The sequence below is a fragment of the Arundinibacter roseus genome, from assembly GCF_004348825.1.
Lineage (GTDB): Bacteria > Bacteroidota > Bacteroidia > Cytophagales > Spirosomataceae > Arundinibacter > Arundinibacter roseus.
This window is the reverse complement of sequence record NZ_SMJU01000003.1, coordinates 48,660-69,027: the sequence shown is the minus strand read 5'-3', so window position 1 is coordinate 69,027 and position 20,368 is coordinate 48,660. Positions and strand designations below refer to the sequence as shown.

Sequence of the window (20,368 nt, the reverse complement as noted above, 5' to 3'; positions counted from 1 at the left end):
TATACTAAAATGATTAAAAAACAGCTGGAAAATCTACTTAGAAAATGGTGGAATTCGGGAAATTTATTGTATTGAGGAATTTGGCGGCTGCATGCATTTGAGTTTAAATGGACCCCCAAAGCCAAGGCAAAGTTTTCAAAAACGTTTACCGAAGCCTACCCGGATGCGATAACCCAGGTCATTTCAAGAGACAATTTTGAGGAGTTTTTAAAATAGAATGGTTCGTTAATTTACGAATTTCTCTCCCTTAATCCTTCACCCCCAACCTTATATTCAATAACGGCAAACGGCACCACAACCACCCTACACCAACCTCCAAAATGACCTATGTCATAAATCGGGCTGGTGTGGGTCAATTTTTTTGGGGAAAGTTCCGGGTAGTTTTGAGCCAAACTATTTTCCATTGAACCACTCACTTTTTATAGGATGATGCATACCTTTCATATTCCGGTTTTAGGACTTGGCTACTCGGTTGATACCCCCCTAAAAGTTTCTCCTCTTGGCATTTCTTCGGTGGCCTCTATCGTCGATGATGAAATGATTGAACGGATGCGCAAGTACCATACCATCAAAAACGGCGAGACGTTTACGCCAATCGCTACCACGGAGCCCGATTTCAGAAGTCGGCGCATTACGGCCTATCTGGATTTGATGCAGCGGATGGTAGATAAAAAATTTGCCGACATCCAGCAGCAACCTTTCACGCCGGGGTCGGATATTACCCGCTATTTTGAGCTTTTGCCCGATCATTCGCCGTTCAAAAAACGCTATCTGCACTATCTCCAAACGACGGCACCGGACCAAAAAGCACTCCTGGAAGACGAGCTGAGAAACGGACTGATGAAGGGCGATATTGATGTGAATATTATGTCAAAAGTCGATAAGTTAAATAAGGATGTGTTGGGAGAATCGCTGGGTGATGAGTTTTCGGATGCGTCGGCGGCCCTGCGTGGGTTTGCCCAAAGTACGCTGCGCTCGTCGCTGATTTTGTCGGCGGGCATGAACCCCCGACTGTATAATTACCTCGAACATTTTGAAGATTTTTTCCCGGATGAAACGGGGACGCTTCGCAAAAAGATTATTCTGAAAGTCAGTGACTTCCGCTCAGCATTTATACAGGCCAAGTACCTGGCCAAAAAAGGGATTTGGGTGTCTGAATTCCGGATTGAGTCGGGCTTGAACTGCGGCGGGCATGCCTTTGCCACCGACGGCTATTTGCTCGGGCCGATTCTGGAAGAATTTAAGGAAAAGAAACAGGAAATGCGCGACGAGTTGATGGGTCTGTACGCGGCGGCTCTTGCCAAAAAAGAGTTGGAAATACGCGTAGCGCCGGTGCAGAAAATTACCGTTCAGGGCGGCATTGGTACGGCCCAGGAAAATGAATTTTTACTCAAACACTACGAAGTAGACGCCACCGGCTGGGGGAGCCCGTTTTTGCTGGTTCCGGAAGTTACCAATGTAGACGATCAGACGCTGAAAAATCTGGCAGAAGCCGACCGCTCGGATTATTACGTCAGCAATTCATCGCCTTTGGGGGTTTTGTTCAATAATTTCCGGCGAAGCAGTGCCGAAAGACAGCGGCTTTCCCGCATTGCCAAAGGCCGGCCGGGCAGTCCCTGCAAGAAAAAATACCTGGTTTCCAATACCGAATTCACTGCTGAGCCCATCTGTACGGCTTCCCGGCAGTATCAACACCTGAAAATCAAACAGCTCCACGCGCAGAATCTGCCGGAAGCGGAGTTGCAACAACAGGTGGAGGCCGTCACCGAAAAACTCTGCCTGTGCGACGGACTGAGTACGGCAACGCTCATCAAAAATCAGCTGCTGATGCCGCGCGAAGACAAAGCCGTTTCGATCTGTCCGGGGCCAAATCTTGCCTGGTTTTCAAGGGTTTATTCACTGGACGAAATGGTTAGTCATATTTATGGTAAAATGAATTTGCTTAGCCACGTGACCCGCCCAAACATGTTTATCAACGAGCTGAGCCTGTATCTGGAACATTACCGTAAAGATCTCGAACTCAACGCCCGGCAGTTTACTGATAAAAAAGCCCGCTACCTGTCCAAGTTTAAAGAGCAGCTGCTGGTAGGTATCGACTATTACAAAAGGCTCATTCCGCAGCTGAGCAATCAGGCAGCGGCCTATCAGCAGGAAATGACCGCTCAGCTAAAAGCCATTGAGGAAGAGTTGCTGCAGGTAGGTCAGTCGCAAACTGTTACGGCTGCCTGAGTTTAGTTTTTTGCCGCAGGTCGGGTAGTAATTTTTGAGAAAATTTCTATCCTTAGCCGGCTAAAATACATGCTCATTTTAGGCCAATTACTCCTGCCGGATGCCGGCTGCGCTCTATTCACTCCGGGGATCGGGCCACAGCGGCATCCGGCCAATTTTTCGTACATCGAGCGAGGGATGGCCAAACTCGGTGATGATTTTACCTTCAATCAAAAAAACACCGTGACCCGCTAACGGGTACCTTTTGAGGGAAGGCGGGAAGTGAACCGTATCGAAGAAATTGCCCTCTATGTCAAGAAATGTACCAAATTTCATGTAGCTGCCGTTGCGGGTCGGAACGGTTTTGGAGCATACAAACTCTCCAACCATTCGCACAAGCTGCCCGTCGTGATTTTTCATGCTTTGGGCTACCACGTTGCCGGTGTAGTCGCTTTTGGTCAGGGTAAACATGGGTTTACTTACAGGAAAACCCAGGAGTTCCAGCTCATCGTACAGATCTTCCAGCGGCGAAGTTTCCAGGGGCGGTAAGGTAGGTTTCTGCGCTTCCCGGTGCTCAAAAAGTGGCTGCCCTTTCGGCACGACGGCGGAAGAATTCATCAACAGGTGTGCTTCCCACAGCAGTTCTTTTTTGCCAATGCCCGTAAACCGAAACGCCCCGACCCGAATCAGGATAATCAGCTGTTCGAGGCCTGCCCCCGTACGCATGACGAAATTTTCCAGGCCCGAAAATTCTTCGTGCTCTCTTCGGTGCCGGGCAATCTGCTGCCCGAGTTTTGCTTCCAGATTCAGCAGGCAGTCAAAACCCAGATAAATGTCGCGCCCGTAGATGCTGGTTCGGTACTCGCTCTTATTGACACAAGGTAAACAGATAATCCCTCCTGCCCTGCGGGCTTCGTTGACGTATACCATGCGGGGGTAGAAGCCTCCGTAGTTGTTGAGAACCGCCACCATAAATTCCCGGGGAAAGTACGTTTTCAGATAAAGACTTTGGTAACTTTCCACGGCAAAGGAAGCGCTGTGAGCCTTGTTGAAGCTATATCCGGCAAAACTTTCCATTTGCCGCCATATTTCCCGCGACGTTTCTTCGGCGTAGCCTTTCTGCCGGCAGTTGGCAAAAAACTTATCCTCGATTTCTTCCAGATGTTTTTTACTGCGGCTTTTGCCCGACATCATCCGCCGCAGCACATCCGCATCGGCCAGGTCGAGCCCGCCGTAGTGGTGGCCGATGCGCATAACGTCTTCCTGATACACCATGACCCCGTAGGTTTCTTTGAGTTCGCGTTCCATGACTGGATGTAGATACTGCACCGCGTCCGGGTTATGATGCCTTTCAATGTACGCTTTCATCATGCCACTCGACGATACACCCGGCCGAATGATGGAACTTGCCGCCACGAGCGTGAGGTAGTTGTCGCACCGCAGCTTGGAGAGCAGCTGCCGCATCGCGGGACTTTCAATATAAAAGCACCCGATGGTATCGGCGTTGCGGAGCTGAGTTGCCAGCTGAGGGTCCTGAAAAAAAGGCTTTGGAGTAGATACATCCACCCATTTCCCCTGATTTTTCTCAATCAGTCGAACGGCCTCCTTGATGTGGCCGATGCCGCGCTGCGAAAGAATATCGAATTTTTCAAACGCAATATCCTCCGCCGTATACATATCAAACTGAACCGTTGGCAGGCCCTTGGGCGGATAGTCCAATGCGGAGTAGCACGTAAGGGGTTTTTCGGAAATCAGCACGCCTGAGGCATGAATGGTTCGCTGATTGGGAAAATCGGCCATTTGTGAATACACCGACAGAATCAGGTCGGTGATTTCGTTGCGGTTCAGGATATTGTCGGGCTCATGCACCAGGCGATCAATATCAGCTTTGGGCAGTCCGTACACCTTTCCCAGTTCACGAATAATGGAGCGCGAGCGAAACGTACTCATGGCGCCCATCAGGGCGGTGTGGCCCGTTTGGTAGCGGCGAAAAATATAGTCGTACATTTCATCCCGTTCATCCCAGCTAAAATCGATGTCAAAATCGGGGGGAATTTTGCGTTTGGGATTCAAAAAGCGCTCAAAGTACAAATCCAGCTCGATGGGGTCCACGTCGGTAATTCCCAGGCAATAGGCAACAATGGAATTGGCCCCGCTGCCCCGGCCCACGTAGTGAAAATTACGCCGGGCGGCGTACCGGCAAATATCATCGGTAATAAGAAAATAAGAACTAAAATGCAGGTTATCAATGATTTCCAATTCCCGGGCAATGCGCTCGCGGGCTTCTATGTGGTCGTGGGCGTAGCGGCGCTGCAAGCCATCCATGGCGTAGCGGTAGAGGAGTTGTTTGTCATCATAAAGATTTCCGGTAAAGGTTTTTTTATTTTTAACTTCCTTAAAATCAAAGGAAAAAGAACAGTTCTGAATGAGCCGTACGGTTGTCCGGATTAGCTGCGGAAAATCGCGGTAAAGACTCATCAGAGTTATTTTTGGAATAAAACAATGGGAAGCATCCGCGCATTGCTCCACCCCAAGCTGACTTATCAGCAGGTTGTGTTGAATGGCCCGCAGCTGCGTGTGCAGCCGAAACGACTCCCGGCTCTGAAAACTCACCGGATTCCAGATCACGTAGCGATCCAGCTCGGCGGGAGGTACAAACGACAGGCGGTTCAGAACCATGTGGGGCACCCCGATGTACTCAAAGTCGCGCAGGTCGGCGGGTTGTTTTTTACCAAAGGGATAAATCACGTACACCTGCCTGAACTCCGGCGCCGTATCAGGCGGCTCCGTATGCGCACGGTTGGCCTGCGTCATGTGTTCGTTCAGTTCCTGAAAGCCGGTTTCGTTGATCGCCACCCCAATAAAAAGGAGCTCATCAGCCCGGCGAAATTCCATCCCGGCCAGGCCATAGAGTCCCCGCTCGCGGCAGGCTTTCACAAATTCGAGCACACCCGTGCTATTATTGATATCGGTCAAAACGGCTGTGTCGTAGCCATTTTGGAGCATTCCCTCCACAAGCTCCCCGATGCTCATGGTGCCGTAGCGCAGGCTGTAATAGCTATGTAGATTGAGTAGCATAAGCCTCAGAAGCTAATGCCCCGCACCACCGACCGGATCCCGTAGCGAGCGCGCAGCAGGTCGAGGGCCTGCGACAGATTAAGGTCTGTTTCGGTATCCTCAAACAAATCCACCTGATGACTCCCCTGCACCAGTCCGCTGAGCTTGACACCGATCAGCAGGATGAGCATCCGACGGGAGTAAAGTTTGCCGAAAAGTTCGAGGGCTTTTTCGGACAAAACCCGCTCGGAAGACGTATACGCTACGTGCATCTGAATGGTATGCGTATCAAAATTGCTGTACCTGATTTTGAGCGTCAGGCAGGAGGTCAGGCGTTTTTGGCGGCGCAGTTCAAAGGTTAGTTCATCGAGCATGACGTGGAGAGTCTTGTGCAACACCGGAATGTCGATGGTGTCGCGCTGAAAGGTATGTTCCTTGCCAATCGATTTTCGCTCCGAAAAAGGCTGCACGGGCGCATCGTCCAGGCCATTGGCTTTCGACCAGATCGTTACACCATTAGCTCCCAGCACTTTCTGCATGGTCAGCACAGGCATTTGTTGCAACGTGGCTACTTTGGAAATCCCCATGTTGCGCAGTTGCATGTAGGTTTTGTTTCCAATAGACGGAATCTTGCGAATCGAAAGTGGCGCCAGAAATACTTTTTCGGTGCCCTGATCGACCTTTTTCTCCCCGCAGGGCTTGGCCTCGCCCGTAGCGATTTTGGATACCGTTTTATTGACCGACAGCCCAAACGAAATCGGTAGACCCGTTTCGTGCATGATCTTGTGGCGCAGTTCCTGCGTCCATTTCCAGCAGCCAAAAAAACGATCCATGCCCGTGATGTCAATGTAATGCTCGTCGATACTCGCTTTCTCGACCAACGGCGCGGCTTCGGATATAATGGCCGTTACCATGGTTGAATATTTGCTGTACTGATCCATATCGCCCCGCACCACGATTGCTTCCGGGCAGAGCTGCCGGGCCATGCGCATGGGCATGGCGCTGTGTACACCAAACTGCCGGGCTTCGTAGCTGCACGAGGCCACCACGCCCCGGTCGCTGCTGCCGCCAATGAGTACGGGCTTGCCCGTCAGCGATGAGTTTAAAAGTCTTTCTACGGATACAAAAAAAGTATCCAAATCACAATGTACGACCTGTCTTTCCATGGTTTTATGAAATTTTATTTTACCTTTGACACGATTAGTGTCAAAGTGTTGATCGTAATAATAACAAAGTATTATGAATGAGCAAAAAATATTTTTTGGGACGAACATCAAATTCCTGCGCGAACGCAAGCGATTGAGTCAGGAAACATTAGCCGAAAAGCTCACGCTGACGCGCTCAAAGCTGAATGCGCTGGAAAACGGGCAAACCAAAGCGCCGCAGCCGGAAGACTATATTAATTTTTCCAACTTCTTCAAAATCAGTGTAGACACGCTCCTGAAAGTAAATTTGGCGCAGCTCTCGGAGTTAAAAATACGCGAGCTGGAAGCTGGAAATGATCTGTACATGACCGGCAGCAACCTGCGCGTGCTGGCCATTACGGTCGATGGGGAGAATCACGAAAACATTGAGTACGTGCCCGTCAAGGCCAAGGCGGGCTACCGCAGCGGCTATGCCGATCCGGAGTTTCTGGCGGCATTGCCTAAGTTCCGGCTGCCCAACCTACCCACCGGACATACCTACCGGATGTTTCCTACCACGGGTGATTCGATGCTGCCGATTCCGGAAGGGAGTGACATTCTGGGCCAATACATCGAAGACTGGACCTCGATCCGACCCGGTACGCCCTGTATCGTTATCTTAAAAGGCGAGGGAGATTTTGTGTTCAAACAGGTGAGCGTTCTAGACGATGGCACGCTGTACCTGGGTTCTTTCAATACCCTTTACGAGCCCTACACGGTACATGCTTCGGAGGTTTTGGAACTCTGGAAATACCATAGCTTTCAGAGCCGGACCCTGCCCCTGACCGAAACCAATATGGATCAGATCATGCGGGTGATACTCGATGTAAAGCGGGAAGTACGCGAACTACGAAATGGCCAAAGTTCCGACAGTGAGCTGGCCGGGGAAGGTTGAACGCACGGCTATTTTCTTTGGAACAAAATGCGTAACTCCCGCCACTTGCCGTATTTTTATCTAAATTTTAGTAAAGTAAAGAAACCGGATCAAAGCATTGGACAAACCACAGGACGCAGGCATCGGACCATCACAGGACGCACAGGAAGCCCTGCTCCATTTTCTCTCCCTGAGCAGTCAGCCGCAGCCCGCCGATGCGCAGGCTGTGCGTGTGGTCGTCGTTGGGCGGCACAAGTACTACGAGCATTTTAATGCGCAGCTGGTAGAGTTTCCGCTAAGTGCCAACGGGGAATTTCGGATGCCGTATACTACGCTGCAACCGCTGGATTTGGTATGGCAGGCGCAGCGGCCCGACGAGCTGAAATTCTATGCCGCACTGGCACGTTTTCAGGGATACTATGAAAAATCTCCGGGCGACCTGGAAGGACTTAAAGCTTTGGTTGCCAATCCTTTTGGATACAGTTTTTACTGGCACGATGCCAGCGTTTCTGAAAAAATAACACCTCGTGCCCTTTCGCCAATCGATCTTACCAAACCATTGCTGGACGTGCAGGTACGGATTAGTTTGGGTGAAAAAAAATACCATGTGCAGGCCGAGCTGTCGATTGACGGTACGTTCTGTCCGCTGTCGCTGCTGACTCCGCGCTTTGAGTATTTTCTGGTGCGCGATCATACCTGGTTTTTGTGCGTGCAGCCGCCCGTGATGCAGGCGATTCTTTACTTTAAAAAATACCATTCAACCCTTCTGCTGACGCACGATGAGTTTGCGGGTTTTCAGCAGCAGGTCCTGCCCGAGCTGGAAGGCCACGTGCGCGTGGCGCACGAGTACATCAAACCTGCGACAAAAATTCAGAAAAAGAGCGGCGGGTTCGACCAATCGCCCCAAAAACTGATTTACCTCTCAGACCTGGGTAATTACGTCCTGATTAACCCCGTCATGCTCTACGGACAGGTGGAAATTCCGGTACTGACCAAGCGGCAGATTTATGCGCAGGATGCCCGCGGTAACTACTACGGCATCAGTCGCGACGGGCAGGCCGAAGATGCCTTTGTGGCGCTGCTCATTCGTCAGCACGCTGATTTTCCCGAACAACTCGAAAACCCTTTGCTCTATTTTTACTTGCACAAAAGTAGGTTTCTGGACGAAAACTGGTTTCTGGATGTCTTTGAAGAATGGGGCGAAAACGGCATTCAGGTGCTGGGTTTTAATCATTTGAAAGGAAATCAACTCAATCCACACAAAGCCAAAATAAACATACAGGTAGCAAGCGGGCTCAACTGGTTCAATGCGCTGGTGAAGGTGCGCTTTGGACGCAGGCACGCTTCGCTGAAACAGCTGCATAAATCCATTAAAAATAAAAACAAATTTGTGCTGCTTGACGATGGCACGCTGGGGCTGATTCCGCAGGAGTGGCTGCACCGTCTGGAAAGCTATTTCAGCGCCGGAGAAGTGGTCGACGAAACCATTCAGATTTCTAAAATAAAATTCCGGACCATTACCGAGCTTTTTGAAAAAGCCATGCTCGACCAGCAGGTTCAGCAGGAAATACACCACTTGCAGCACCGCCTTTCCAGCCCGGAAGCGATTGCGCCTGCGCCTATCCCGGAAGCGCTCCACGCCACGCTGCGCCCCTACCAATGGCAGGGACTGAGCTGGCTTGACTTTCTGGACGACAACAGTTTTGGCGGCTGTCTTGCGGATGATATGGGCCTGGGAAAATCGGTGCAGCTGCTGGCTTTTTTACTTCTCCAACGCGAAAAACACCCCGAAAACAACACCAATTTGCTGGTCGTACCCACCTCGCTGATCCATAACTGGCTGGAAGAGATTGAGAAGTTTGCACCTTCCTTGCGGGTTCAGGTGCTGCACGGCCCGGCGCGTGCGCGCTCCTCGGCGGGTTTTGCTGACTACGAACTGCTGTTGACTACCTACGGGACGCTGCTTTCGGATATTTTTTTCCTCAAAAAATTCGTATTTAACTACGTCGTGCTGGACGAATCCCAAAACATCAAGAACATCAGCTCACAGCGCTACAAAGCCGCCCGGCTGCTGCAGGCCCGCAACCGGATCGTGCTTTCGGGCACGCCCATGGAAAACAACACCTTCGATATTTACGCACAGCTATCCTTTGCGTGTCCGGGTTTGCTGGGTACACGGCAGTATTTCAGAGATACCTACGCCATTCCCATCGACCGTTTCAAGGAAAAACGCAGTGCCGGGGCGTTGCAGGCACTGATCCGTCCGTTTGTGCTGCGCCGTACCAAAAAGGAAGTGGCTCATGAGCTGCCCGACAAAACGGAAGTGGTGCTTTACTGCGAAATGGGTGCCGAACAGCGGCAGGTGTACGACTCCTACGAGCGCGAATTTCGGGACTATATTTCGTCGAATAAAGAAGAAGAAATTGCCAAAAATGGCATGCACGTGCTACGGGGAATTACCAAGCTCCGGCAAATATGCAACTCACCTCTACTTATTAAAGATGATAAACTATTTGGCGATGCTTCGGCCAAAATCGAGCGGCTCATGGATCAGCTGCGCTCGCTCACAAGCGTACACAAAGTGCTTGTTTTCTCGCAGTTTGTGTCTATGCTTGACCTGATTAAAAAGGAACTTACCCGCGAAACTATCGGCTTTGCCTACCTGACGGGCCGCACCCAAAACCGCAGCGAAGTGATCCATCAGTTTCAGGAAGATGAGGCCACGCGGGTGTTTCTGATCAGTCTTAAAGCGGGCGGTACGGGCCTGAACCTGACGGCCGCCGACTACGTGTTTCTGGTAGATCCGTGGTGGAATCCGGCGGTGGAAAATCAGGCCATCGACCGCAGCTACCGCATCGGACAGCAAAAAAACGTAATTGCCGTCCGGCTGATTTGTCCCGATACGGTGGAAGAAAAAATTCAGGTGATGCAGCAGAACAAGGCCAAACTCGCCACGGATCTGATCGGCACCGACGAATCATTCTTCAAATCCCTGACCAAAGCCGACTGGCTGGGGCTGGCGGGCGGATAGGGCTTACACTTTCAATTTATAATCTATCCTACTCACTCCGCAGCGACTTAACCGGGTTCATCAGCGCCGCTTTGAGCGACTGATAGCTGACAGTCAGCAACGCAATACCCACAGCCACTATACCCGCCACTACGAAAATCCACCACTGGATATCGGTCTTATAGGCAAAATCCTGCAACCACTGATTCATGGCATACCAGGCAATGGGCGAGGCAATCAGAAGCGCAATAACAATTAACCGAAGGAAATCCAGCGAAAGCAGCGTCAGGATATTGATCAGGCTGGCACCCATTACCTTGCGAACACCGATTTCTTTCGTCCGGCGTTCGGCGGCAAAAGTACCCAATCCAAATAATCCGAGGCTGGAAATTAAGGTGGCAACCAGGGCAAAAAGCCCAAACACCTGTCCTGCCTGCCGGTCGGCCTGGTAGGTGCGCTTGAAGAAGTCGTCCAGGAACTCGTAGTCAAACGGCGTAGCCGGAAACGTGGCCTTCCACAGCCGCTCGACCTGCTCCATGCTGGCCGGTACAGTACCCGCTTCCAGTTTAACAGAAAGATGATTTTCCGAACCATCCACCAGAGAAAACAGCAGGGGTGGGATAGTGCTTTTCAGGTTTTTCTGGTGGTAGTCGGTCACCACGCCCAGTACAGGGCCCCGCTGAGGTACTTCGCGGTAGCCACCTGCGGGGTCATACTCGAAGGTGTAGTAACCCAGCATTTTTCCTTCAATATTGCCCCAGCCAAAGTACCTTAAGGCCGCTTCGTTGATCAGAAAGCCCTTGCTGTCAGCGGGACGGTTAGGGTCGAGGTTACGGCCCTTAACAAGTTTTATCCCAAAGGTTTCCAGATAATTTTCGTCTATGGACTGAAGACTAATGCTCAGGTCTGTCACACCTTTGGGAGCGTAGTCGGCCACAAGTTTTTCACCGCGCAGGCTGCCACTGCCCGGTACGCTGTAGCTCTGTGTAGCCGACACCACGCCCGAAAGCCTTTGTACTTCCTGTTTGAAACGCAGCTTAGCTTCCGGGCTGGCATCGTGCAGGTTCATGACCAGTACCTGCTCACGCTGATACCCCAGGTTTTTGGTTTGTACATACCGGAGCTGACTGGATACTACCAGCGTAGCCACGATCATCACGATGGATACAGCAAACTGACCGACCACCAGCGCCTGCCTTAGCCTGGGAGTGCGGGTACCTCCGGGTAGCCCGCTTAAACTGCCCTTCAGCACCGCTGCCGGACGGAACGATGACAAGACAAAAGCAGGGTACCCTCCGGCCAGAAAGCAAAGAACCGTCAGGCCCAGCAGCAGCCCGGCCATCCTGCTTGTGGTAAATAGATCGTTGAAATTTAGATCTTTATCAGCCAGCTCGTTAAAAGCAGGAAGCACCGTAGGTACCAGCAAAGCCGTCAGAATCAGAGCTACGACAATCAAAAGGATTGTTTCCAAAAAGAACTGACCCCACATCTGCCACGACGTAGAACCAAGTGCCTTGCGAACGCCTACTTCCCGCGCCCGTTGGGTAGCTACGGCCGTAGCTAGATTGACGTAGTTGAAAGCCGCCATCACCAGTATGAGCAGTGCTATCACGGAGAAGATAGTCACGTACATCAGGCGGTTGGGAGCCACCAGGCTGGTACGGAGGTAGAGGTCTGTCAATGGAATCAGTTTGAGCTTCCAAACGCCCACGTTTGGGTCGTTGAGGGATTTGAGGTAGGCCGGAAATTGCGCTTCAATGCCCGCCTGACTGGCACCGGGCGACAGCAGCAGGTAGGTCCAGGTACTGCCGGCCCAAAGGTTGGTAGTGACGTCCCAGCCCATTAGCTCATTAGCATTGGCGTAGTTGGCCAGAAAGTCAATCTTGTGGTGGGAGTTGCCTGGCAGGTTGCGCATTACACCTGTCACACGCAGGGTATGCTTGTTGTTGTAGCGTAGGGTCTGGCCCAGGGGATTTTGTTTTGGGAAATATTTTTGAGCCATGGCTTCCGACAGTACCAGGCCGTAGCGCTCAACCAGAGCCGTTTTTGGATTTCCCAGTAACAGGGGCACTGTGAATAGCTCAAAAGCGGTACTATCGGCAAAAAAGAAGTTCTCTTCGAACGATGCCAGGGCCGTGCTGCCCAGTAAAGGAACTGCTTGTTTGAGCCGTGCTACCTGTTCTACCTGCGCAAACTTTTCCTTGAAATCAGTCGCTAGTTTACCTCCGCTCACACCCGATTCCTCAAACTGCTGTAGCAGCATGATGCGGTCAGCCTTGGTATGGAAACGGTCATAGTTCAACTCATCGACTACATAGACCACAATGAGCAGGCCGCAGGTCAGGCCGAGCGTAAGGCCCACTACATTCAACCCAGCGTAAAGCGGGTTGCGCCAGAGGTTACGAAGGATAATTTTAAAGTAGTTTTGAAGCATGATGAATGGATTGGATTTTTAGCGAATAGGTAGATGGCCGGTAGGTTTTAAATGCCGCAAACCGATAAGCAAACACCGGTTCGATAGATTGTCTTTACCAACGCTATGCCAGCGAACTATGTTCTTAATTATCAAGGTGTTAATAAAAATATTTTCCAAGATTTGTTCATTTTCGGACATTATTCTGTACGGTTTTGAACAGGGGAATTTAGGGCAGACAGGTTTGGGCAGTAAAAAACCGGGGAGCAGCGTGCTGCACAGGATGCCAATACGTTTAGGAAGATAGCAGGACGGGCAACTGGAAGATAGCAGGACGGGCAACTGATTGAAATACCGTGTAATTCTGATCAATTACTTTCTTATTTTTATAGGAAAAACATCCATCGGAAGGGTTACGATCGAACCTCTCAGGCTTAACAATAAACCACTAAAAAACCTTAGACGGGCATTCCTTGCAATACAGGAGCATCCTCCATTAAGTAAGTAGGGCTAATTCTATTTATACACCTACATTATTCTTCAATTAGTATAAAAATCTCATTTATCGGAGCACTTCATTTGGCAAAAATGTAACAAGTGTTTGACAAATTGCGCGGTGAATCCTGACAAAAGCGAATAAGTTTCTGCTTCACTTTCTTTGCTGCATAGCCCAAAAAAGGCCTTCCCCTTTGGTAAATCAAAATAAATAGTGAAATAATTAAAAATACTAAGGGTTATTTTGGCAGAAGTTGTCTCTCCTAATAGACACTAAACAGGCCGGAAGGTGTAAGCTAATGCAAACACGTGTAACCATTGAAACGTTTGAAACTACACCTGCTTTCTGGCCGGCTACTACTGCCGGGCTAAGTACAGGCCCACAAACGCAGGAGACCGCCAAGCCAACGGATATTTCTGAGCTTTTTATTCGTAAAACATTTGAAGAATGCCCCGAAAAAGGGTGTGAATTGCTGTTCAGTCGGTACTACGGCATTTTGTGCAGCCACGCGGTCCGCTACGTATACTCCCGCGAAATTGCCGAAGATCTGGTGAGTGATGTGTTTTGCAAATTTTGGAAAAGTCGTTCGTTTGAGTCCGTCACATCTTCCTACCGATTCTATTTATTTCGCTGCGTTCGTAACGAAGCCTTCAACTATTTGCGGCTGGAATTTAAGAAACTGGAAGGCATAGAAATGGCTGAATCCAGAGAAACAGCCAACGGGCAGCGTCCAGACCACATGATGCAGTTTGAAGAAGTATTCACACGGGTAGAGATTCTGGTCGAATCCCTGCCTCCACAATGTAGAAAGGTGTTTTTGATGAATCGTTTTGAAGGCTATAAATACAAAGACATTGCCGATGAACTGGGGATTTCGGTCAAAACCGTGGAGGCCCACATCAGCAAAGCACTCGGCACGGTAAGGCAGGGGCTGAAAGATTATTGGCTCGTAGGAGCTGCCTTGCTTCCTCTGATGAACTTGTAAGCTCCAATAAAATTTCAGGATCAACTCCACACGTAAATATTCCCTGATGTACCATGGCTCTGGATTCAGGAAGCATTTGGCCCGAATCCATAACGTAGCCCAGAAAACCACGACATGAAAGCAGACATTTCCAAACAACTGATTTTTGACCACTTTGCCCGAAAGTCATCGCCCCTGCAACGGCAAATGATAGAAGCCTGGCTGGCCACTCACGAGCACGAGGAACAGTACTACGAATGGCTGGAAGAATGGGAGCGAACCAATCCGCAGTACGTAGCGACAACGGCACTTGCCTGGGAAAAATTCAGGGAGGTAATCAATGTCTCAGCGGACACGCTGGAATTAACAACCGAGGACAGCCAGCCTTCGGCAACTCTACCGATTCGGCGTGTAGCGTTTGGCCGACAGCTGACGGCTGCGGCGGTATTTATTGGGTTTCTGCTGCTGAGTGGCTGGTTTTTTCGTGAGCCCATCCTTTTCAAAACCTACCAAACAGCCTACGGAGAAATCAAAACGTTTCGGCTGTTGGACGGCAGCATCATTAAACTAAATACCAACTCATCGCTGCGGGTGCCCCGATGGGACTTTGGGCGAAAAACCAGGGAAGTACATCTGGAAGGGGAGGCCAATTTTTCGATCACGCGGACGGCTGATAACAAAAAATTTATTGTCAAAACAGCCAAAGATTTTGAAGTTGTAGTGCTGGGAACCGAGTTTACGATGTATGCCCGAAAGCATAATTCCAAAGTCGTACTTAAAGAGGGAAAAGTGCAGGTGCGCTATCAGGAAGCAAATTCAAAAAAGGAAGTGATGATGAAACCCGGGGATTTGGTTACTCTGGACCGGCAGAACCGCATGGAGCTTAAAACTACCGATCAGGCCCAAAAATATTCGGAATGGGAAGAAAAACGCTTTGTTTTTGAAGAAACAACCCTCGAAGAAGTGGCGTATCTATTGCAGGAAAATTACGGCCTGGAAGTTGAAATTATTGGAAGAAAATTATCTGAGCGGGTCCTCATGGGGTCATTTAAAGCCAACAACGCTGATGAGCTTTTACTTTCTATTTCTATCCTCCTCGACATTAATGTAGTGAGGCAGGGAAACTACGTCCAACTCTCTGATAAATAAATATTTACTACCAAAAATACCTAAATCCTACGTGTATGAATTTACTTTTTCGCCGAGCCTCAGGTGTGGGGCTACTTCTGATCGTATTGCTTATGGCGCAACAGTACGGTTTCTCGCAGTCGGTTGTTATGGCCCGAAACATGCAAAAAGCACCCCGACAATTGCCAGCCAACTCCCAAATTAAACTTAAAGACGGGCTGGATCATTTGAAGAATCATTTTCAGGTTGATATTCTTTTTGAAATGAAAGTCATTGAGGGAATACTCATTTCATCGGATGCCATTAATCGCAGCCAGAACCTTGAAAAAAACCTGGAACGTATTCTCAAACCTTCCGGACTTCTATACAAGAAGGTAAACAACAGTTCATACCTGATTTTTGAAAACCGCAAACCCGCTCAGAAAGCAAACGCTCGGGAGGAATCTAACGATAGTGCCTTGCAAACGGATGAAAAAGTCGAAGAAAACCCTCGTGCCAGTACGCAGAATTCTGACAAAATCCGTGAGCAAAGTCAAACTACCGCCCAGATAGACCGTGAGATTAGGGGCAATGTGCAGGACGAAACGGGCGCCCCGCTACCAGGCGTGAGCGTCGTCATGAAGGGAAGCCAACGGGGTACAACTTCCGACACCGAAGGCAAGTACACGCTGAGCGTGACGGATCAGGGCGCGGTCCTTATCTTTTCCTTTGTTGGCTACATGCCGCAGGAAGTGACCGTTGGCAATCAGTCGGTGATTGATGTAAAAATGAAAGCGGATATAAAAGCACTCGAAGAACTGGTCGTGGTGGGCTATGGTACTCAGAAAAAAAGCGACTTGACCGGCTCCGTATCGTCCCTGCGTGAAAAAGATTTTAATCCCGGTGCCAATGCATCGGTAGATCAGATGATGTTGGGCCGCTCGGCGGGAGTGCAGATCAATCAGACCAGCTCTGAGCCCGGAGGCGGGGTATCTATCCGGATCCGGGGAGCCAACTCGCTTACGGCCGGCAGCGAACCACTGTATGTAATTGACGGACTACCCATCGACAATGGTTCGTTGCTTTCTGCTTCCAGCGGTGGGGCTGGTACGGGTACCAACAACAACCCCCGTAACCCGCTAAACTCCATCAACCCCAATGATATTGCCTCCATAGAAATTCTCAAAGACGCTTCGGCTACCGCTATTTACGGATCGCGGGGGGCCAATGGGGTCATCCTTATTACGACGAAAAAAGGCAACAAAGGAAAAATCGGGGTTAGCTATGACTTTAACACCGGTGTTCAGACCGTTCCGAATCAAATGGACGTGCTCAACGCCAGTCAGTACATTCAGTTTATGAACGATTTAGCCACGGATGAAGGTCGCGCGTTGGATTTTACAGATGCCGACATTAGCCGAATTGGAGCCGGTACCAACTGGCAGGATCAGGTGTATCAGAAAGCGCCTCTAAATAGCCACAACATATCGGTATCGGGCGGGGACGACAAAACAACCTTTTTCTCTTCCCTCAATTACTTCAATCAGGAAGGAGTCGTCAAGCGGTCAGGAATCAAGAAATACATAGCCCGCCTGAACCTGGAAAGAAAGCTGGGCGATCAGGTTAGCATTGGTATTAACATCAATACCAGCCTGGTAAATGATGCCAATAGCATCGACGGGGTCAACAACAATGAGAACTCGGGACCCATCAACTCGGCCCTGCTGTATGACCCTACCGAACCCGTTTATGCCCCGGACGGCCAGTTTTCTCAGTCCAAGAACCTGACCATCAACAACCCGATGAGCCTGGTAGAAGGATTGACGAGCTCCAACGTGACTAACCGTACGATGGGTAATATTTTTGTAAAATACACCATCCTGCCCGGACTGGACGCCAAGCTTAACTTTGGTTCAGACCGTCAGACTTCCCGTCGGGACCTCTTCAATTCTACCAAAACCCTTAATGGACTTTCTGCCAAGGGCATTGCCAATATTGCCACCATCGAGCGTTCCAACGTACTGCTGGAATATACCATGAATTATAGCAGGCAGTTGACCGAGAAAAGTACACTGAACCTGCTGGGCGGGGTTACCTACCAATATTTTAACAATAAAAACTTTTCAGGAATTATCAGAGGATTTCCGTCCGATGCACTCTCAACCAATAACCTGGGCCTGGGCGACACTAACCTGGACAACCTGTTTAGCGGACAGGAAGATAACAGTATTTTGTCCTACCTGAGCCGGGTCAACTACACGCTCAACGACAGGTATCTGTTTACGGCCTCTCTGCGGGCGGATGGCTCCTCGCGTTTTGGGGCCAACAACAAGTTTGGCTATTTCCCTTCGGTGGCCGTTGGATGGCGTCTGAGTGAAGAGGGCTTTTTACCCAACTTTTTTTATGACCTGAAACTTCGGGCCAGCTGGGGACTGACAGGTAACCAGGAAATCAACAACTATGCTTCTCTGACGACCTACACCACCGGAGCCAGCGCGGTTTTCAATAACGCGGTTCTGGTAGGTACCCGTCCGTCGCGCATAGCCAACCCAGACCTGAAATGGGAATCGACCGAACAGACCAACATTGGTATTGATGCCAGTATTCTGCAGGGACGCATCAGCGCTACCATTGACTACTTCGTCAAGAATACCCGGGATATGCTGATTGACCTGCCCCTGCCGCGGGCAACGGGCTTTAATTCCATTTTATCTAATGTAGGAAAAATGCAGAACAAGGGTGTGGAAGTAATGGTGAGCTCTACTAACATCAAGAAGGGACAGTTTTCGTGGAGTACAACGCTGAACTTCGCCGCCATCAAAAATAAAATCACCGATCTGGGCGAGGTAACCAACATCATTACCGGCTCTATTGAGTCCATTGGTCCTACCACTATCGTTACGGTGGGCTATCCGGCCTTCTCGTATTATGGCTACGAAGTTACGGGACTTTTTCAGCAGGGTGATAATATTGCCGGCTCAGCTCAGCCCGGTTCCAGACCCGGTTACCCTATATTCAGGGATGTGAACGGCGACAACCGAATCACGCCACTTGATCAGCAGATCATTGGCAGCCCATTCCCTGCGTTTACATTTGGGGTTAGTAATAATCTTACTTTCAAACGATTTCAGCTGGATTTTTTCTTTCAGGGACAGCAGGGAGCGGATATGCTGAACATCAACGTTCTGGAAAGTATGTATCCTAACAATGCCCGCCGCAACCGGATTACCGAGCAGGCACTCGACCGCTGGACTCCCCAAAATCCGGGTGCCAAATGGCCGTCAGGCGTGCAGCCTTCGGCCTACGGTGGCGGAAAAGTAAACACACTGGCCCTGCAGGACGCCTCCTACATTCGTCTGCGCAACCTCTCGGTGGGCTACAACCTGCCGGTCGAAAAAGTAAAATTCATTCAGTCGGCGCGTGTGTACGTTGTAGGTCAGAACCTGGCCACCTTTACCAATTACGTCGGGTTTGATCCGGAGGCTAATGCCTTTGGCCGCAGCAACGTGCGGATAGACTACAACGGGTACCCTCTGGCCCGCACCTGGATGCTGGGCATCAATGTAGGTTTTTAATTATTCCCCATCGAAAAAATTCAGAAATTCTATGAAACGAAATAGCATAAAAGTACTGCTGCTGGTACTACTGATCCAGGCCTCGGGCTGTGAGAGCCTGCTGGATGAAACCGTATATTCTGAACTAACCCCAGGTAACTTCCTCAATACTCCTACCGGAAAACAGGCTGTACTTACCTCCGCGTACGGAAATATCCAAATGCGGGGACATAACTACCTGTTTCTGTCGGCCCACACCTCGCAGGAAGTATGGAATCAGGGGGGAAGCATTGAAGCGCTGCTGACGCCCCTGACCAACTTCACATGGGACAGCAACCATCAGTATTTTAGTGATGCCTGGGGAAGTCAGTATGGAGCCGTTCGGGACGCCAACATTGTTATTGATAATACCAGTTCGACCGATGCAACCGCCTTTGACAAGCAGCTCAACGCCGAAGCTCGTTTTGTTCGCGTGGTGGCCTACAATCAATTGTACGATTGGTTTGGTCCCGTTCCGCTATACCTTACCTCGACCCCCTCCGAATTCAAGCTCTCGCGCGCTACCGATGCGGAGATGAAGGCTTTCATCGAGAAAGAATTGCTCGAAGTAGCGGCAGAGTTGCCCCTAAGTCAGGCGCAGTACGGAAGAGCCACCAAAGGTGCCGCCCTGGGTATATTGGCCAAGTTCTACCTCAATACAAAGCAGTGGCAGAAAACAGCGGATATAACAAAGCAGATAATGGACTTGAAAAAGTACTCGCTGATTCCCAACTACAAAAATGTATTTGCCATTGCCAACGAAGGCAACGCCGAAATGCTGTGGGTAATCCCGGCTTCGGCCCAGGCCGGTCATAACCTGGTGGCGCTTACTTTTCCAACTGATTATCCCTTGCCCCAGCCAAATCAGCAGGTATTTGCCGCACGCTCATACTTCTTCGACAGCTTCGTGAATTCCTTTGAGCCGGGAGACACGCGCCGGGACCTGATCATTACCGAGTACACCAGCACATCGGGTAAGTTTATCAAGCTGCTGGGTATCAATCAATCTCTTTCCGGCAAGTACGAGTTTGACCCAAACGCAGCGGGAGCCGTTCAGGGCAACGACATTCCGGTGGTTCGCTATGCAGATATTTTACTGGCAAGGGCAGAAGCACTTAATGAGTTGAATGGACCTGCGCAGGAAGCTATTGACCTGATCAATCAGGTGCGCTCCCGAGCGGGAGCTGCCCCTATTCAGGTAGGCAATTTTACCAAGGAAACGCTAAGGGACCGAATTTTGCAGGAAAGAGAGTGGGAATTTTATACCGAGATGAAACGTCGGGAAGATCTGATTCGTCACGGAAAACTCATATCCAATGCCACTGCGAAGGGGAAAAAAGCGCAGCCGTTCCACGTATTATTTCCTCTACCAATTACCGAACTGAACGCCAATGCTAACCTGGAACAGAATGAGGGGTATTAATTGAGAAAAAAGCATCATGTAAAAGACATAGTTTCTGTT

At 50.0% G+C, this 20,368-nt stretch carries 10 protein-coding genes; 7 read left to right on the top strand and 3 right to left on the bottom strand.

Annotation, left to right across the window (positions count from 1 at the left end):
- Positions 1 to 426: 426 nt before the first annotated feature.
- Positions 427 to 2,229 (top strand): hypothetical protein, encoded by a 1,803-nt coding sequence (locus EZE20_RS05130; protein WP_132115218.1) that lies wholly within the window; start codon positions 427 to 429, stop codon positions 2,227 to 2,229.
- Positions 2,230 to 2,343: 114 nt separating this feature from the next.
- On the opposite strand, the gene EZE20_RS05125 is transcribed toward EZE20_RS05130, so the two are convergent.
- Together EZE20_RS05125 and dinB are read right to left on the bottom strand one after the other, a co-directional pair.
- Positions 2,344 to 5,286: a DNA polymerase III subunit alpha gene (locus tag EZE20_RS05125; protein WP_132115216.1), complete on the bottom strand. Its 2,943-nt coding sequence runs from the start codon at positions 5,284 to 5,286 to the stop codon at positions 2,344 to 2,346.
- 5 nt (positions 5,287 to 5,291) lie between these two features.
- Positions 5,292 to 6,431, bottom strand: coding sequence for a DNA polymerase IV (gene dinB / locus EZE20_RS05120; protein ID WP_132115214.1), 1,140 nt, complete (start codon positions 6,429 to 6,431; stop codon positions 5,292 to 5,294).
- 73 nt (positions 6,432 to 6,504) lie between these two features.
- Between dinB and EZE20_RS05115 the strand changes: the two genes are divergently transcribed.
- Positions 6,505 to 7,344, top strand: coding sequence for an XRE family transcriptional regulator (locus EZE20_RS05115; protein ID WP_132115212.1), 840 nt, complete (start codon positions 6,505 to 6,507; stop codon positions 7,342 to 7,344).
- Between the two features lie 97 nt (positions 7,345 to 7,441).
- Positions 7,442 to 10,354 carry a DEAD/DEAH box helicase gene (locus EZE20_RS05110; RefSeq protein WP_132115210.1) on the top strand — a complete coding sequence of 971 codons (2,913 nt, stop codon included), beginning with the start codon at positions 7,442 to 7,444 and terminating at the stop codon, positions 10,352 to 10,354.
- A 28-nt stretch (positions 10,355 to 10,382) separates the two neighbouring features.
- Here EZE20_RS05110 and EZE20_RS05105 read toward each other — a convergent pair whose 3' ends face one another.
- Entirely contained in the window at positions 10,383 to 12,767 is a 2,385-nt protein-coding gene (locus tag EZE20_RS05105) for an FtsX-like permease family protein (protein WP_132115208.1), read from the bottom strand.
- A gap of 773 nt (positions 12,768 to 13,540) precedes the next feature.
- Here EZE20_RS05105 and EZE20_RS05100 point away from each other — a divergent pair.
- The 4 genes from EZE20_RS05100 to EZE20_RS05085 all read left to right on the top strand — a co-directional run bounded on the left by EZE20_RS05100 (position 13,541) and on the right by EZE20_RS05085 (position 20,329).
- Positions 13,541 to 14,227 (top strand): RNA polymerase sigma-70 factor, encoded by a 687-nt coding sequence (locus EZE20_RS05100; protein WP_132115206.1) that lies wholly within the window; start codon positions 13,541 to 13,543, stop codon positions 14,225 to 14,227.
- A 114-nt stretch (positions 14,228 to 14,341) separates the two neighbouring features.
- On the top strand, positions 14,342 to 15,355 hold the full coding sequence (locus tag EZE20_RS05095; protein WP_132115204.1) for a FecR family protein: 1,014 nt from the start codon (positions 14,342 to 14,344) through the stop codon (positions 15,353 to 15,355).
- Positions 15,356 to 15,390: 35 nt separating this feature from the next.
- Positions 15,391 to 18,888, top strand: coding sequence for a SusC/RagA family TonB-linked outer membrane protein (locus EZE20_RS05090; protein WP_132115202.1), 3,498 nt, complete (start codon positions 15,391 to 15,393; stop codon positions 18,886 to 18,888).
- Positions 18,889 to 18,919: 31 nt separating this feature from the next.
- Positions 18,920 to 20,329 (top strand): RagB/SusD family nutrient uptake outer membrane protein, encoded by a 1,410-nt coding sequence (locus tag EZE20_RS05085; protein ID WP_132115200.1) that lies wholly within the window; start codon positions 18,920 to 18,922, stop codon positions 20,327 to 20,329.
- Positions 20,330 to 20,368: the final 39 nt, after the last annotated feature.